General features: G+C 42.3%; 16 protein-coding genes. All 16 read left to right on the plus strand.

Features of this window, described 5'->3' with window-relative positions:
- The first annotated feature begins 108 nt into the window (after nucleotides 1-108).
- Nucleotides 109-648, plus strand: coding sequence for a JAB domain-containing protein (locus DWW96_RS01365; RefSeq protein ID WP_004611525.1), 540 nt, complete (start codon nucleotides 109-111; stop codon nucleotides 646-648).
- A gap of 4 nt (nucleotides 649-652) precedes the next feature.
- Nucleotides 653-1630 carry a DUF3991 and TOPRIM domain-containing protein gene (locus tag DWW96_RS01370; RefSeq protein ID WP_117908528.1) on the plus strand — a complete coding sequence of 326 codons (978 nt, stop codon included), beginning with the start codon at nucleotides 653-655 and terminating at the stop codon, nucleotides 1628-1630.
- A gap of 393 nt (nucleotides 1631-2023) precedes the next feature.
- Nucleotides 2024-2545, plus strand: a complete 522-nt coding sequence (locus DWW96_RS01380) for a multidrug transporter (RefSeq protein WP_117582115.1) — start codon at nucleotides 2024-2026, stop codon at nucleotides 2543-2545.
- A 4-nt stretch (nucleotides 2546-2549) separates the two neighbouring features.
- Nucleotides 2550-2882 (plus strand): plasmid mobilization relaxosome protein MobC, encoded by a 333-nt coding sequence (gene mobC, locus DWW96_RS01385; protein WP_006858891.1) that lies wholly within the window; start codon nucleotides 2550-2552, stop codon nucleotides 2880-2882.
- Nucleotides 2869-4323: a relaxase/mobilization nuclease domain-containing protein gene (locus tag DWW96_RS01390; RefSeq protein WP_330418012.1), complete on the plus strand. Its 1455-nt coding sequence runs from the start codon at nucleotides 2869-2871 to the stop codon at nucleotides 4321-4323. The genes mobC and DWW96_RS01390 overlap by 14 nt, the downstream gene beginning before the upstream one ends.
- Before the next feature lie 16 nt (nucleotides 4324-4339).
- A complete protein-coding gene (locus tag DWW96_RS01395; protein ID WP_077326144.1) occupies nucleotides 4340-5524 on the plus strand; it encodes a hypothetical protein in 1185 nt (394 codons plus the stop codon).
- A gap of 9 nt (nucleotides 5525-5533) precedes the next feature.
- The gene (locus DWW96_RS01400; RefSeq protein WP_006858865.1) at nucleotides 5534-5938 is read left to right on the plus strand and encodes a hypothetical protein; all 405 of its coding nucleotides are present in this window, start codon (nucleotides 5534-5536) and stop codon (nucleotides 5936-5938) included.
- Nucleotides 5938-7056: a PcfB family protein gene (locus tag DWW96_RS01405; RefSeq protein ID WP_117908532.1), complete on the plus strand. Its 1119-nt coding sequence runs from the start codon at nucleotides 5938-5940 to the stop codon at nucleotides 7054-7056. The genes DWW96_RS01400 and DWW96_RS01405 overlap by 1 nt, the downstream gene beginning before the upstream one ends.
- A 6-nt stretch (nucleotides 7057-7062) precedes the next feature.
- Entirely contained in the window at nucleotides 7063-9258 is a 2196-nt protein-coding gene (locus tag DWW96_RS01410; protein ID WP_117582121.1) for a VirD4-like conjugal transfer protein, CD1115 family, read from the plus strand.
- A 164-nt stretch (nucleotides 9259-9422) separates the two neighbouring features.
- Nucleotides 9423-9938, plus strand: coding sequence for a helix-turn-helix transcriptional regulator (locus DWW96_RS01415; RefSeq protein ID WP_117582123.1), 516 nt, complete (start codon nucleotides 9423-9425; stop codon nucleotides 9936-9938).
- Between the two features lie 290 nt (nucleotides 9939-10228).
- Entirely contained in the window at nucleotides 10229-10630 is a 402-nt protein-coding gene (locus DWW96_RS01420) for a hypothetical protein (RefSeq protein ID WP_044986705.1), read from the plus strand.
- A 54-nt stretch (nucleotides 10631-10684) separates the two neighbouring features.
- Entirely contained in the window at nucleotides 10685-11527 is an 843-nt protein-coding gene (locus DWW96_RS01425; protein WP_004611540.1) for a hypothetical protein, read from the plus strand.
- Nucleotides 11528-11539: 12 nt separating this feature from the next.
- Entirely contained in the window at nucleotides 11540-11950 is a 411-nt protein-coding gene (locus tag DWW96_RS01430; protein ID WP_006858871.1) for a DUF4313 domain-containing protein, read from the plus strand.
- A gap of 12 nt (nucleotides 11951-11962) precedes the next feature.
- The gene (locus DWW96_RS01435) at nucleotides 11963-12475 is read left to right on the plus strand and encodes a PrgI family protein (protein ID WP_117582127.1); all 513 of its coding nucleotides are present in this window, start codon (nucleotides 11963-11965) and stop codon (nucleotides 12473-12475) included.
- A 92-nt stretch (nucleotides 12476-12567) separates the two neighbouring features.
- Entirely contained in the window at nucleotides 12568-14949 is a 2382-nt protein-coding gene (locus DWW96_RS01440) for a VirB4-like conjugal transfer ATPase, CD1110 family (RefSeq protein WP_117582129.1), read from the plus strand.
- 84 nt (nucleotides 14950-15033) lie between these two features.
- Entirely contained in the window at nucleotides 15034-16929 is a 1896-nt protein-coding gene (locus DWW96_RS01445) for an NlpC/P60 family protein (RefSeq protein ID WP_347496324.1), read from the plus strand.
- The last annotated feature ends 16 nt before the right edge of the window (nucleotides 16930-16945 follow it).

Genomic DNA, 16945 nt, shown 5'->3' on the forward strand with positions numbered 1-16945 from the left:
AGGCAGTTATGGAGCAGGAACTTACTATGGAAGAACTCATTGCTCTCATAAACAGCCAGAAAGGTGACTTTGTTATCCGTGTCGAGTTTGGAGAGGAGGCGGTGTCTGATGCCAAAGAAGAATGACTTCAAGCTTGATGTGGTTTCGGTAAGACTTGTAAAGGATGCTCCGATTTATTCGGAGCATACCTTTAACAATCCGGCGGATATAGCTGCTGTTATGGGAGACTGTATGTGCCAGTTTGACAGGGAAGTAGTGTGTGTGGTCAATCTAAGGTCAGATCTAAAACCTATCAATGTGCATTTTGCAAGTGTTGGCTCTTTAAATGAGGCAATGGCACATCCGAGAGAACTGTTTAAATCAAGTATCTTAAGCAATGCCGCAAGCATGATGTTAATCCATTGTCATCCATCCGGGAATGTATTCCCAAGCAAGGCAGACACGATGATGACAGACCGCATGAACAAGCTGTGTGAACTGATGGGAATACCGCTCATTGACCATATCATAGTCGGTGGAGACAATCGTGAATTTTTCAGTTTTAGGGAAAAAGGCATGATTGATAACCCTAAGATTACCCTGAGCACAGATTACCGGACGCTTGATATCAAGTCACCGCTTGTAGCAGAGCAGGGAAAGGCAAGGTGAAAGCATGGATGGAAGATTTACGGATGAAGAGCTTGCCATAGCAAAGAGTGTTGACCTGTGTGCAGTAGCAGAAAGCCTTGGGTATACAGTAAAGAGGATTGGCAAATACCACACTTTAAAGGAGATGGATTCCATCCGTATCTATAACAGAAGCCATTGGTACAGATGGTCAAGGCAGTTTGACAAAGGCAACAATGGCGGCTCACAGATAGATTTCTTACGGATATTTTGTGGAATGAGTGTAAAAGATGCTGTGTTCTGGCTTTTAGATTTTGCAGGATACAGAAGAATCGAGAATCCTGTAAAGCAGCCACTTGTTCATCAGGTATCGCAGAAACAGGCAGAGGAGAGAAAGCCATTTGTCCTACCGGAACCGGCAGGAGATAATTCCTATCTTATTTCCTATCTGAATCAGGAGAGAGGAATCAGCAGAGTAGTCATAGATCTGTTTTTAAAAGAAGGACTTATTTATGAGAGCAGGCATTACCACAATGTTGTTTTCAAGGGAAATGATAAAAATGGAGTGACAAGATTTGCCAGTATGCGGGGAGTGTTTGATAAGCAGGGTAAGCCATTCAAGTGTGATGTCACAGGCAATGATAAGAACTATGGATTTAATGTGGTAAATGTTAACAGTACAGAGCTTGTAGTATTTGAGGCTGCAATCGACCTTATGAGTTATGTGGATATCTTCACGGATTATGAATCAAATAAGCTGGCATTTGGGATGCTTGCAGATGCACCACTTGAGACTTTTCTTCGGGAACATCCGCAGATTACTTCCATCCGGTTCTGTCTTGATGGAGATGAGCCGGGGAGAAAAGCAGCAGCTGAACTTATGAGAAAGTATTATGAGCTTGGATATGAGGTAGAAGACTGTCCGCCTCCAGCCGGATATAAGGATTACAACGAGTGGCTTGTGGCGGCAAAGCTTAATCTGAACCAGATGAATCAGAGAGCAGATGAACCAGTCAGGGCATGAGAAATTGGATTTTGATGTGTGGGGGCAGAAAGCGCCCCCAAAACAGCAAAGTGGGGGCAGAAAGCGCCCCCAAAATGTCAAAGTGGGGGCAAAAAGCGCCCCCGCAATTCGGACACGATAAAATCCGGATGAAAGTCAGTATAAAAGTGGGGGCAGAAAGCGCCCCCAAAATAACAAAGTGGGGGCAGAAAGCGCCCCCAAAGTAGCAAAGTGGGGGCAAAAAGCGCCCCCACTTTCATAAACAGAGGGTTTTAGGGAGATTTTCTCCCTAACTAGATGGCATTAGGACAGAGATGTCTCTAATGCGTATCTAGCCGTAAACCTAAGAGATTCAGACAGGCGTGTGGGTGGAAGAGATATACAAAACACGGATAAGGGAGGTGCAGGAAAGCAATGGATAAAGAACTTACAATAATCGCAGAACCAGAGGAACTTATTGCCTGGGCAGACACATTTGATATCTTACTAAACCCTTCGATAGAAGATGCTGCAATTCTGCTTAACTATATGGAAGGACATGATTATGCCATTGGCATAGATTCAGATGGGAAGATGTACAGGCAGGATGTAGCTGAGGAGAATGGTGAGATAGAACCATATCCAATTGATGATGTTATAGATATTGTCTGTGAATGGAACTATGAACTGATACTTGATGCGGAAGCACACAGGAGTGATCCAAAGGATTTTAACGACTATAACGAGTATCAGAGCAGCTATGAAAGTCTGAAAGCAGATGAAAAGAGACTGGACAGATTGTTTGATAAAACCAGTTATGGTAAGGAACTTATAGAAGTTGCCACAGAGCTTGCAGACAGGGTTATTGCCCAGCTGGGTAATAAAGAACTGGAAAAAGCTGCTGTAACAGTAGCAGAAGGAATAAGAGAATACAGTACGGGTAAGAGAGGAAGGTGATCCTATGGCAGATAAAGTTCATTGTATAAGGAAAACACTAAGACTTATGCCACAGGAAGCGAAGGTGCTTTCTGATAAGGCAAAGGCTAATGGAATGAATGAAGCCGAATATATCAGGCTTCTAATCAGTCAGAAACCAAATGATTATCCGGAAGTAAGGAAACTTCTTAAAGAGCTTATTAATGAGGTAAATCGTATCGGCATTAACATCAATCAGATTGTATTTAACAGCAATGCACAGCTGTATTCCAAGAAAGATAAGGAACAGCTTGTGGCATATATGAAAAAGCTGAATCAATCTGTCAGCGAGGCGGTGGTAAAGATTGGCAATCAGTAAGATACTTCACATGAAGGACAGCGGGAATTCTTTTCATGCAAGGCATTTAAAGCGGGCACTGGATTATGTAATGAATCCTGAGAAAACGCAGGGAGGAAGACTTGTGGGAGCCATAAACTGCCAGGCAGATATGGCTTTTGAACAGATGATGGATACAAAGAAGCAGTTTGGAAAAACAGACAAGCGACAGGGGTATCATATCATTCTTTCTTTCAAAGAGGATGAGGTGGAACCAGACAGGGCTTTTGAGATAACACAGAAGTTTGTAGCAGAATATCTTGGTGATGCCTATGAAGCGGTATTTGTGGTTCATGATAATACAGACCATGTTCATTCACACATTGTATTTAACAGTGTAAGCTTTGTGGATGGGAAAAAGTATCGCTACGAGAAAGGTGACTGGGCAAAGTATATCCAGCCGATTACCAATAAGCTGTGTCAGGAGTATGGTCTTTCCATTATAGATGTGGAGGATGGCAGCAAAGAGAAACAGCACGAGAATTATAAGGATTGGAGCGAATATCGTGAAGGCAGCTTTGTGTGGGCAGATATGATAAAAAGAGATCTTGATGCCTGCATTTTACAGGCAAATGATTTCAGTGGATTTCTGGAGCTGCTGTCGGAAAAAGGATATGAGGTCAAGCAGGGAAAGTATCTGGCAGTCAGACCACAGGGGATGACAAGATTCAGAAGATGTAAGACTCTTGGCGAGAATTATTCACAGGAAGCTATTGTGGAGCGTATTGCTAAGGAAGATTTATCTTTTTACCAGTCACAGAATGAGGAAAAACAGGCAGCGATAGTAAAGTGCTATGTCAAAAGATACCGCCGGGCGAAGATGTCAGGCTTGCAGAAAAGATATTATGCAAAGCTTTACCGGATTGGAAAGCTGAAAAAGAAGCCATACAGTCAGGTATGGAAGTATAAGGATGATATCCGAAAGATGCATAAGCTGCAGGAGCAGTATCTATTTCTGGTAAGGCATAAGATTGAGAGTGCGGAAGAACTTGTGTCGGTACTTGATAATCTGACGGATAAGAAGAAAGAAGCATCAAAGGAAAAGAGTAAGACCTATAAGTCTAAGGAAAGATTCAAAGATATTTTTGACAAGGCTGAACAGATCCGGGAGCTTGATGATGCGGAATCGTGTTATCAGAGTGGGGATACCTTCTTTGAAGATGAGCACAATGCATGGGAAAGGCTTAACACTGAGCTTCTGGCACAGGGATACAGTGTGGAAGAGGTCGAGAGTCTTAGAAAGAAATATGAGAGCAAGTATGCACATGACTGTAAGGCAGAACGGGCGGTATCAAAGGAACTTAGCCTTGGAAGATCAATCTGGAAGGAACTTACAGTATCAGCTTCGGCAGAAGAGAAGCAGTATGACAAAGAAACAATAAGAGACAGAAAAGAACAGCCGAACGTTAGGCTGTTTTTTTAGTAGTTAGGAGGCATATATGGAAGAAAAAAGAGAGCCATTAAGTGAAATGGCGATTGAGAGAAAGATACAGATTCTTCGTAATAAGCATATGGACAGTGAGGTTATTGCTCTTGTCAAAAGCGATTATGAATATGGACTGACTGATGATGAAATTGGTCTGTATCTTAACAAAAGTTATGACATTGAGCAGATGAAGGTGTTATCAAAATGTCTGCATAAGGGTGTATCAGAAGAGTTGTTAACGCTGCTGAAAGATAGCAGGATGGCAGCACCTAAGATGCAGACAGCATTGGATTACTATGAAAAAGGTGTGCCGATTGATGCAATCAGAGAGGTAGTCCAAAAAGATGATACAGCAGTAAACATGCGCAGGATGTTTGATGTGGTATTAGAAAAGCTTAATAAAGCCAAAGAGCAGATGCCACAGGATTTAGAGTATGTGAAAAGTCTTGTAGCTCAGATGGATGAAGTGGTTGCAAAGATCAATCATCAGAATGAAAGGTATGATGCCCTGAATAAGAAGCTTTCTGAAATAGAAACTTCCAAAGATGACGAGGAAGTCAGGGAGCGTCTGGTCAAGGAGAACCAGGATAAGGACGCTCTTATCAACAGTCAGCAGAATGAACTGAATAAGGCAAGCAGTACGATTGCAAGACTCAGGGATGATATTGAGAAAAAGGATAAGGAGATGAAGCGTATGGGAGACAGAATAGAGTCATTGGAAGATAAGATCATAAGTGTTGCCACAGAGAATAAGAAAGAGGCAGAAAGTAAGGCAGAGCCGCAGGAAAGCCAGTCCGTATCACAGGCAGATAAAAAGATGGTTGATACAGTTGCAGTTCCTCAGAATATGCAGGCTGTGGCAAATGGAATTCCGGTCTATTATCAGATTCCGGTAGTTGATGGTACTGGAAATGTGGTGCAGAGACTTCCGATTGAGCGAAGTGTGAGAAAGAGCAGCAACAGCGGAGTGGCAAGTCTTTTTGCAAGACTGTCATTTAAGAAAAAGTCAAGAGCAGACATTGTAAAGCTGGTTGCATCGGGAGACCTTGTTCCGGCGCAGCTTGTGCAGATTAAGAGTGCAATAGAAAAGGGACTTACTGAGTCACAGCTTGTAGAGCTTATAAACAACAACATTTCAGCGGAAAAGATGAAGGAGATCATTGAGATTGCTGTGCTTGAAAACAGCATGGCAGATTAGGAGGAACTTATGAATTTAGCAGTAGTAAATGAAGCAGTAACAGAAATGAATGGTGTGGAGCATCAGTTTACAGAGGAAGAGAAAAACTTTGTTGTCCAGTTCGCATTCAGAAGTGGCAGCAAGGAAGACACGATTTCTCTTATTGAAGCTTTGGCACATTCAGCGGATAAGGCTGAGTCGGACGAGATTATGGTCACATACAGGTCTAAATATGATATGAAGCCTGCATGGGTGGAACAGGTGGAAAACCTGCTTGTGGCACTTGAAATGTATCGTATCGAGGAGGAGAAAGCAATCAATCATCTGGCAGATATTTTGACTGCTTATGGTATTGATGTATCAGCCGAGGAAATCCGTACTACAGAGACAGAAACGCTTAAAACAACAGTCAGAGAGAAAGTGGAGGTGCGATAATGGCAGAAGAGATTCAGGAAGCGGTGCAGATCATCCGTGTAGCTTATGATGGCATTGAGATTGCCATGAAGGTAGGAAGCGGCAGCATTGCTGCCATGCAGAAGGCAATAGATTTCTTAAAAGGGATGCTTGATTATGAAAAGTCACTTGGCAAGACATCCATGAGAAAGCTGATCTTAAAAGGTGGCGATTTACAGGTGTTGCAGTTTAATACCGAAGATATGAAAAAGGTTGAAAAGATGGCAAAGAAGTATGGAATCCTGTATTCGGTACTTCCAGACTGTAACAGGAAAGATGGACTGAGTGAGGTAATCTTTCATACAGAGGCAGTTCCCCGTGTGAATATGATGATACAGAAGCTCAAGTTTGGTAAGATTGCCACATTTGACGATTATCTGAAGAATGGAGATGAAAAATCCCTTGGCAAGCTGATGGATTTTTTGAAGAAACAGCAGGGAAACGAGAAAAGCCACACGATAGAAGGGGATAGGGTTAATACCGCCATTGACGGACTGATCGAAAAGGTCGGAATGTTTGCAATGGAAAAGAAAGCTATCAGTGTGGATCAGGTCAAGGAGAATTTCAGTATCAATGGAGAACAGGCAGAGAATGTCATCAAGCAGCTGGAAACTATCGGAGTGCTTGGCAGTAAGAAGGAAGATGGTACACATGCAGTTATGATGGATAAGGATGCATTTATCAACCGTGTCAGAGGATATCAGGATCTTGCAGAGAGAATGAGGGCAGTAGCCGCATCAAAGAATGCCAATCTTTCGGATGTTACAATCAGTAAGAAACTCATTACCGAGGAGAATGACCATGCAGTTAAGACAAGAATCCCCGGAACATGGGGAGACGAAGCAAGATATGTATGGCTTCGTAAGGAAAACATTATGGACATCCATAATGGAAAGACTATGCTCACATTTCTTGATTCCAATAAGGATTATAAGCTGTATGACAGCCAGAATCGTGTTGTAACAACACAGAAGGGAACAGAGCTTTATACGCATTATGATAAGGTGGAGGCATCTGTCAGGGAGCGTTATGAGAAAGTCCAGAAACAGCAGAAAAAGACCACGCAGCAGAAAACAGTCACTACCAGGAAAGCGAGGTAGTTTCACATGCAGACAACAAAGAAAAAACCATCACTGATATTCATTCTTGTGGGTGCAGTATTAGCGGGGTACCTTGGTTATCTGATAAATGGTGCGTGGTCGGAGGGAGTGGCATTTAATGAATTTATGAACAGATTCAATGAAGTATGTGCTGCTCCCTTTGCAAACTATTACAATACGAATACTATAAAAGCGGTAGCCATTGCATTAGGAATCTATGCGATGGCTATTGTTATGTATTACACCAGCCAGAGAAACTATATGCCCGGCAAGGAGTTTGGTACAGCGAGATTTGAAAATCCAAAGCAGGTTAATAAGATACTGGCGGATAAGGACGAGAATTTCAATCGAATACTAAGCCAGAATGTGAAGATGTCACTTGATTTCAGAAGGCTGAAGCTCAATGGAAATATTCTTATCTGCGGTGGTTCCGGTGCCGGTAAGACATTTTATGAGGTAAAGCCGAATCTGATGCAGATGCCACATAACTGTTCATTTATCTGTACTGATCCAAAAGGTGAGATTCTTAGAAGCTGCGGGCAGATGTTAAAGAATAACGGATACAATGTGAAGGTCATCAATCTGCTTGAGATGGATAAGTCAGACTGTTACAATCCGTTTTCCTATATCAGAGAGGAAACGGACGTGGTAAAGCTGATTACCAATCTTATCAGTAATACCACACCAAAGGGTTCCACTCCAAGTGATCCATTCTGGGAGAAAGCAGAAGGATTATTTTTACAGTCAATCTTTTATTATGTATGGCTTGAAGTACAGCCGGCAAAGAGAAACTTTGAGACAGTACTGAAGCTTCTTGGAGAAGCAGAAGTGACAGAGCAGGGAAAGGCATCGAAACTGGATGTGCGAATGAAGTTCTTAGAGGAGAGTTCTCCATTTGGAGCTAATCATCCGGCAGTAAAACAGTACAACAAGTGTATGAGAGGTGCAGGAGATACAGTACGTTCCATTATTATCAGTGCAAACTCAAGACTTGCATTTCTTGAGAATAAGCAGGTTTTACGACTTCTTTCTAAGGATGAGCTGAATCTATCTGATATAGGTATTGGAGTCAATGGTGATGGAGAGACGAAGACAGCACTCTTTTGTGTAATCCCCGATAGTGACAAGTCCTATAATTTCATTATCGGAATGCTCTATACTCAGATATTCCAGGAATTGTACTATCAGGCGGATTTTAACTGCGGTGGCAGACTCCCGATTCATGTGACATTTATGTTAGATGAATTTGCGAATGTTGCATTGCCAGATGATTTTTGTTCGCTGCTTTCTACAATGCGAAGCAGGGAGATTTCCAGTATTATCATCATACAGAACTTTGCCCAGTTAAAGGCACTTTTCAAGGATACTTGGGAAACCATTCCAGGCAACTGCGATACTTTCATCTATCTTGGAGGCAATGAGCAGAGTACGCACAAGTATGTCTCGGAACTGCTTGGAAAAGGCACGATTGATAAAAAATCAAGCGGAGAGACAAAGGGGAGGCAGGGAAGCTCGTCAAGAAATTATGATGTTTTAGGCAGGGAACTGTTTACACCCGATGAGGTAAGAAAGCTGGATAATAAGAAATGTATTATTTTTATCCGTGGATTTGATCCTATCATGGACAACAAGTTTATTCCATTTAATCATCCGATGTTTAACCAGACAGCAGATGGCAAGGGAGAGCCTTATGTTCACGAGATAAGAGGAGCAAATAATCTTATCGGTCCGCCATTTGAGATTCTTTCAGACAAGGCAGTTAAGTATTATGAAAAACTGAAGGATAAGGGCGAGAATGTGTATATAGATTCTCTAACCTATGAGCAGTTTATGATGCTTGGCGATGCGGAATTAAGCAGAAGATTCTCCATGCAGGATGAAGCAGAGCAGAAAGCAAAGATAGACAGGGAACAGGCAAATGAGCTTGAGTATGTCGATGAATCGCAGAAAGCAGATAGTACAGCAACTGCCAGTGGTTCTAGTGGAAACGCTGGTGATAAGCCTTTAAGAAATCCTGAGAGAGAAAAGCCTAAGTGGGAAGATACCATCACAAATCGAATGCTGCACTGGTCATATACACCGGAGCAGAAAGAGGAAGTGAAGAAGGCACTAGCCGCAGGAGTTCCGAAGTCAACGATTCTTACTTACTTCTATCCGGAGGTTACTGTGGAGAAGATGAGTTCTTATCGAATGAAGCAGTAAGTTATCGCATAGGCACAGGAATTATGATATACTGTGTCTATGCGAGATTAATTAAACTTGCAATCGGGATTTTTAGCAATATTTACAGATGTTAATTTGCGTTGCTTGTGGCAACGGTTGTTTTGACATTTAATAGTTGTATCAAAACAAAGGAGGCACAGGTTATGTTAAACGAAAATATTAGAAATCTACGAAAGGCAAAAGGAATTTCACAAGAAGAATTGGCTATTAAGTTAAATGTAGTAAGGCAAACAGTATCTAAATGGGAAAAAGGGTTATCCGTTCCTGACTCAAGTATGCTTGTTTCGTTGGCAGAAGAACTTGATACATCTGTAAGTACCTTGCTAGGAGAAACCATACAAGAAGAATGTTTGAACAAGGGAGATTTAAAGAATATTTCTGAAAAACTTGAAGTCATCAATCTACAATTTGCTAAACAAAGCGAAAGAAAAATTAAAACTATTCGTTACTCACTTATTTTAGTGTGTGTAATTATTGCAGTAGTATTTATTGCTCTCGCAACTATGAATAGTGAATATTTGACTTGGGACTTTAATAACCCAGAGTTAGCGATTGCAGGTACTTTATTGCATGGTTTTGAATTTTTATTTGTAAGATTGGCACCATTCGTTTTTGTTAGTTCTGTAATTGGGATTGTACTCACATATAGAAAACGATAACTTCCAGCTTGTCTGACTCATAAACAATTTAATAACAGGATTACAAGCACTTTAGCCACAGGTTAAGGTGCTTTTTTCATGCCATAAAAGGAGGTGGTTGAAGCACAAGCATCGGGGAAAGCCCGATTAAACTTTACAACAGGCATTGCCTGATAATCATATAGTAACAAATAACAAGGACAGAGAGGAATGTATATATTCCATTCGGAAATCAGCCGGATTGGAATGTGTACATTCCTTTCTGGCTTTTTCCATATCTGTCACACATCAAGAAAAAGGAGATTTTTATCATGAGAAAAGAACAGATTACAGTAACTAACAATTCAGTCTGCAATAGTGCAGAAAACAAGGGTTTGGAGGGAAAAGGCATGAAGAGAAGATTACTTCATTTTAAGAAAAGAATGGTTCCGGCAGTATCCGGAGCACTTATGGGAGTAATGCTTATGAGCACTACTTGTTTTGCAGCAGGTACAGGTACTTCCGCAGTAACACAGCCGCTTGAGAATTTAAAGACACTTATCATTGCAGTCATTGGTGCGGTTGGTGTCATCATTCTTGCAAAGAATGTTATGGAGTTCGCACAAGCCTACCAGCAGCAGGATTCATCTACCATGAACTCCGCTCTGAAAGGAATTGTGGCAGGTGTCATGATGGCTGGTATTTCAACAGTTCTGACATTCTTAGGCTTCTAAGATTAGGGAAATGCATTTCCCCTTTTAGTAAAAGGAAAGAGGTGAATAACAAGTATGGATATTTTTAAGCTTGGTGATAAGATCCTTGCACTTCTTGAGGCAGTGTTTGGGTTTTGGAACAATCAGATATCCCTGGTCTTTGCAATGCTTGGACAGTCACCGGTCAGTTTCAAGGGCGGAGGTCCCTGGGCAGTCATTGAGGGTATAGAGCCGGTCTTTGTAGCGGTCGGCTCTTCCCTCGTTGTGCTGTTCTTTGTTATCGGTTTCTGCTCGGAAAGCATAGATGTAAAAGATGAGATGAGGTTTGAGTCTATATTTCGTATGCTTATCCGACTGGGACTTGCAGAATGGTTTGTTGCAAATAATGTCACGATTATGAAAGCGTTTTTTACTTCCATAGGAAATCTGGTGGGACTTATATCTGCGGGGACAACGACGCAGCTTGCCATTGACAGTACACAGGCAGACATCATTAAGGGACTCGGATTTGGTGAGAGTCTGGTAATGCTGATACTTACAGCTTTGCTTGCAATCATCATTATTATCTGTGGATTCTTTATCATTTACACAGTGTATTTCAGGTTCTTAAAGATACTGATTATTGTGCCGCTTGGTGCGATTGCATGCTCCACAATGGCAGGAAACAGAATGGTCAGTCATACAATGGCTACCTACTGCAAATATTTTCTTTCGTGTGTATTCGAGGCAGTAACGATGGCACTTGCAATTGTGGTATGTAATGCATTTATCAATGCAGGACTTCCGGCATTTACAGGAAGTTACGCTGACTGGGCACAGACGCTTATTTATTTGTGTGAAATGACATTTACGATAGCAATGACTGTTGGAAGCGTGAAGGGTGCACAGACACTTACAAGCAAGGCATTTGGATTATAGAGGGAGGCAGAAATGGATAATGAAAAGAAACAGGTTACTTATAATTCAAGCATAACCGGAGAAACGCAGGTGACATTTGATATCCAGCAGTATATGAATAACAGGGCAATGTTTATCGGTCTTATGTGTAATGAAGATGGATATGAGGAGCCTTTTGGGGATGTGACTGTGAATTTGTCGGTTGCAGCACCAAATTACTGCGGATATCTGAATGTGAATGACATGCCGGATATTGAAAAGTTTATTACAGATAATGACCTTGGAGAGTTTACAGGATTCACGCAAAGGAGCGGTTTCTGCGAATATCCGCTTTATCTGTTCAATGTGGATAAGCTTAGGGAACTGTGTCCGGATGGAATGGATAAGTATGAGGCGAATATTGGAATGACAAGAAAGCCGGAAACAAAGGATTTATCAAGATAGGAGGTAGGGACAATGGTAATCGAAGTAAACAAGGATATTGACCGCTATCAGGAATCGGTTGCGATGGGACTTACTGCAAGGCAGCTTATATTTTCCATTGCAAGCGTAGTGGTCGGTGGCAGTATTGTCCTTCTTCTTTACAAGTATATCGGTCTTACGGGTTCTGCTTATGTGGCAATTCCATGTGTGGCACCGATTGCTCTTGGCGGATTTTATTCCTTTAATGGGATGAATTTCTACGAGTATATGGGAAAGAAACTGCATTTTATGTTTGGCAACAGGGCGCTTACCTATGTATCAACAGAGGGAGAGCCTGCAATAAAGAAGTTAGAAGCAGAACAGAATGAACAGGTAAAGAAGAAAGGCAGAAAGGCTGAACCGGAGACTGTAATAGCTGATTCGGCTGTAAAGAAGCAGGAGGAGTTTGAAGCAATGAAGAAAAAGACGAGAAACATGCTGCTTGGACTTGTCGCAGTCATTGTGGCGGCAGCAGCAGGCATTGCAGCATATAAGGCAATGCATTAGAAACGAATAGTATCTGACCGCAAGGTCGGGAACACAGCCCGCAGGGTGAAGTTCCCGGCGGGCTTTCATTATAAGAAAGCGAGGTTAGAGACATGGGTTTATTTACAGACGGATTTAAGTTATTAAAGAAGGCGAGTGAGCCTTTGTATAAGACACCTAAATCCATTCAGGAAACCATAGAGATTATGGCGGTGGCTGAAAACGGCATTTTTGAAGTAAGCAAAAATAAGTATTCTAAATGCTACCGCTTTCAGGACATCAATTACACGACAGCAACCGAGGATGAGCAGATTGGTATTTTCGAGAGATACTGTAAGTTCTTAAATTCGCTGGACTGTAATTATAAGATTACGATCAACAATAAGAACAAAAACATGGATGAACTCCGTGATAAGGTTCTGATTGCTGAGAAAAACGATGGCTTCAATAATTATAGAAGTATCTACAATGACATCATTGAGGAGAAGATTATTGAGGGCAGACAGGGGATTGAGCAGGAGAGATACCTGACAATCACGATTGAGAGAAAGAACTTCGAGGAGGCAAAGGCACAGTTTGCAACCCTTGAGGCAACGATACACAAGGCTTTCATTGAGCTTGGTGCGGAGATTGTACCACTTAATGGCAATGAGAGACTGAAAGTGCTCTATGACTATTATCATCTTGGAGATGAGGGCAGCTTTGATTTTGATATCAAAAAGGCAAAGAAGGTCGGGGCAGATTTTAGAAATGATCTGTGCAATGGGATGGTGAAATATTTCCCGGACCATTTTGAGGATGAGAGTAAATTCTGCAAGGCACTTTTCATCAAAAAGTATCCGAGCAGTTTGTCAGACAGATTCATCAATGAGATTACTTCCCTTCCAGTTCATTCCATCACGAGCATTGATGTGGTGCCAGTTCCCAAGGATCTGACAACAAAGGTGCTTCAGAAGAAATACCTTGGTATTGAGTCGGATATCATTAAGCAGCAGAGAGTCCGTAATAAGAATAACGATTTTTCTACGGAAATCTCATATGCCAAAAGAACGGAGAAAAAGGAGATTGAGGAAATCATGGATGATGTCCGTGAGAATGACCAGTGCCTTTTCTTTGTGGGAGTAACCATTATTCTTATGGCAGAAAGCAAGAAGGAGCTTGAGAGTGTATGTGAGACTGTGGAGACCATCGGAAAGCGTAACAGCTGCACGATTGATACACACTACTTAAAGCAGAGGGAAGCTCTCAACACAGCACTTCCGATTGGTGTAAGACAGGTGGAGACAATGCGTACCCTTCTTACTCAGTCACTTGCGGTACTTATGCCATTCAATGTGCAGGAGCTTAATGACAGCACAGGCAACTATTATGGTATCAACCAGATCAGCAAGAATGTGAATATCGGTAACAGAAAGAAGCTTATCAACGGAAATGGCTTCGTTTTCGGAGTGCCTGGTTCCGGTAAATCCTTCTTCTGTAAGATGGAGATGGGCAGCGTATTCTTGTCGGGTGATGATGAAATAATCGTTATAGATCCAATGAACGAGTACTTTGATATAGCTGATACTTATGGTGGAACAGTGGTAAATATGTCTACCTACACGGATAACTATGTGAATCCGCTGGAGATGGATGTATGGAGCCTTGATCCGAATGATTCCAAGGGAATGGTTAGAGAGAAGGGCGAGTTTATGCTTGGACTTTGTGAGCAGTGTATCGGGGACAGTTTAAATTCAAGACAGAAGTCAATCATCGACCGCTGTGTGAGAAAACTGTATATCGACATTGCAAGGAGCAAAGAGAAGTATATCCCTGTAATGAGTGATTTCTACGATATCCTTATGGCGCAGCCGGAGGACGAGGCAAAGGACATTGCATTGTCACTAGAGCTTTTCGTAAATGGTTCACTTAATATCTTTAACCACCAGACAAATGTGGATGTGGATAACAGATTTACAGTCTATGGCATCAGGGACTTAGGTACAGAGCTTAGTCCTATCACAATGCTTGTCATGATGGAGTCCATTCAGAACAGGATTGTTGAGAATGGTAAGAGAGGCAAGGCAACATGGCTCTATATTGATGAGTTCCACGTTCTGCTTAATTCCGAGTATTCTGCAAAATATCTGCAGCAGCTTTGGAAGAAAGTAAGAAAGCAGGGAGGTCTTTGTACCGGTATCACGCAGAATGTCGTTGATCTGTTGCAGAATTACACAGCAACCACAATGCTTGCAAACTCAGAGTTTGTGGCACTTTTAAAGCAGGCGAATACAGACAGTTCCAAGATGGCAGAGGTTATCGGAGTATCAGAGGCACAGCTTAGATTTGTAACCAATACTGCATCGGGAATGGGACTTATCAAGTGTGGTTCTGTGGTGATTCCATTTGATAATCAGATTAGTAAGGATACAGATTTGTACAGGCTGTATAATACCAACATTCATGAGAAGATTGCGGAACAGAAGAAACGTGAAATGCAGAAAAATGTCGAATAATGTTGATAGAGGTCGCAATTTGCGACCTCAAAGCATAGCCATCCGGGGAGCTGGGTGGCTGTTTTGCATTTTGAGTGAAAGAAGGTGAGAACATTGAAGATAAAAAAGGTGGATGACAAGCCGATGATCATTCACACAAAGGAGAAAGCTAAGATTCATGCCCACGAGCCAAAGGGTGCCAAGATTAAAGGCAGCAACATCTATACAGTAGAGAGAGGTCCTAAGACTATCGGTGCAAAGGTATCTGATGATAAAAAGAAGTCCTATCGCAAGAGCACCATTCATCAGTCAGAGTCGAAGAATAAGGGATTATCAAGATTTAAGCGAAACTATAGAGAATCAAACACTTCCATCAAGACTAAGAACACCAATCTTCACATTGCAGGAAGAACAGGTGTACTTGCAGCCGGGGCAGTAACGGAGCAGGTGGAAGGCGGGCATGAGGTATCGCAGGCAGCATATCTTGCATATGAAGCAAGCCAACCTGTTACCGGAACTGCTTCCAAGGGGGCAGCACTTTTCAGGAAAAAGGCGGCAGCCGAGGCAAAGAAGCGTATCAAGAAGGTAGAGGCAGGAAAGAAGCTGGCAAAAAAGACAGCAAAGAAAGCTGCCAAAGATACAGCCAAGACGGTAGCTAAAGAGACGGCAAAAGAAACAGCAAAGACTACTGCCAAGGTTGCAACAAAAACTGCGACAAAGGCAGCTGCTACAGCGGCAGGAACAGCGGTTGCACCGGGAGTTGGTACTGCAATCGGCATGGCAGCCGGATATGCTGCAGGTGTGTCCATAGAGGTCAAGGATGAAAAGATGACCAACCGGAGCAGGAAGATAAAATTCTTTCTGGATAAGATGAAAGCACAGGAGAATCAGACAGACAGCGTGGCAAAACTGGTAAAGGCAGCTGTACCGATTATCGGATTGGTGCTTTTATTACTTGTTCTTATAGTTGCCATGATTGCGGTTCCGGTTATAGCGGTGATAGCAATCCTTTACAATTCTCCATTTGCTTTATTTCTGCCACCACTTGAATCAGGAGATACCGTGCAGACAGTAACGAGTGCTTATGTGCAGGAGTTTAACCGGGATGTGAATACGAAAGTGAATGAGCATACCGGATATGACCTTGGAGAGCTTGTATATGTGGATTATGAAGGTATGGAAGAAAACCCAAGCAATTACTATGACATCATGGCAGTCTATATGGTCAAGCATGGTATCGGAGATACTGCAACAGTCATGAATGACATTTCAAAAGGCTGGCTGCAGGCAGTAGTAAATGATATGTGTTCATACACCACAAGCGCAGGAACAAAGGATGTGGAAGAAACAGATGCAGACGGTAATGTAACTACTGTCACGAAGTCGGTTCTGTATGTGAATGTCACACTGAAATCGTACAGAGATATGATTTCGGTCTATGGATTTAATTCTGATCAGGTGGAAATGCTTGAGCAGATCATGAGTCCGGAGTTTATGGGACAGCTTGGATATGCCGGAAGCGGAAGTGGCGGCGGAGGCGGAAGTCCGGGAGTAAGCTCCATGACTGAGGATGAAATCAATGCCATCCTTAGTGGAATTACAGACAGCAGGCAGAAAACAGTCTGCTCCTATGCACTTCACAGAGTTGGCTTCCCTTATAGTCAGGATTTAAGAGACAGCGGTAACTATTATGACTGCAGCTCCTTAGCCTATTATTCATGGAAGGATGCAGGCGTGGATATTAGTTTCGGCGGTGCAACCACAGCGGCAGCGGAGGCACAGGGACTGGATGAAGCCGGAAAGACAGTCTCCTTTGATGAGTTACAGCCGGGAGACCTTATCTTCTACAGTTTTACAAGCAACGGAAGATATAAGAACATCAGCCATGTGGCAGTATATGTCGGAAATGGCAAGGTGGTAGAGGCACTTAATGAAAGTCTTGGTGTGGTCTACAGGGATGTGGCAAGCACAGGAAAGATTGTTGTGATAGGAAGACCATAACAGGAAATTTGCAGAG

It is taken from the genome of Eubacterium sp. AF17-7, assembly GCF_003461285.1.
Lineage (GTDB): Bacteria > Bacillota > Clostridia > Lachnospirales > Lachnospiraceae > Eubacterium_U > Eubacterium_U album.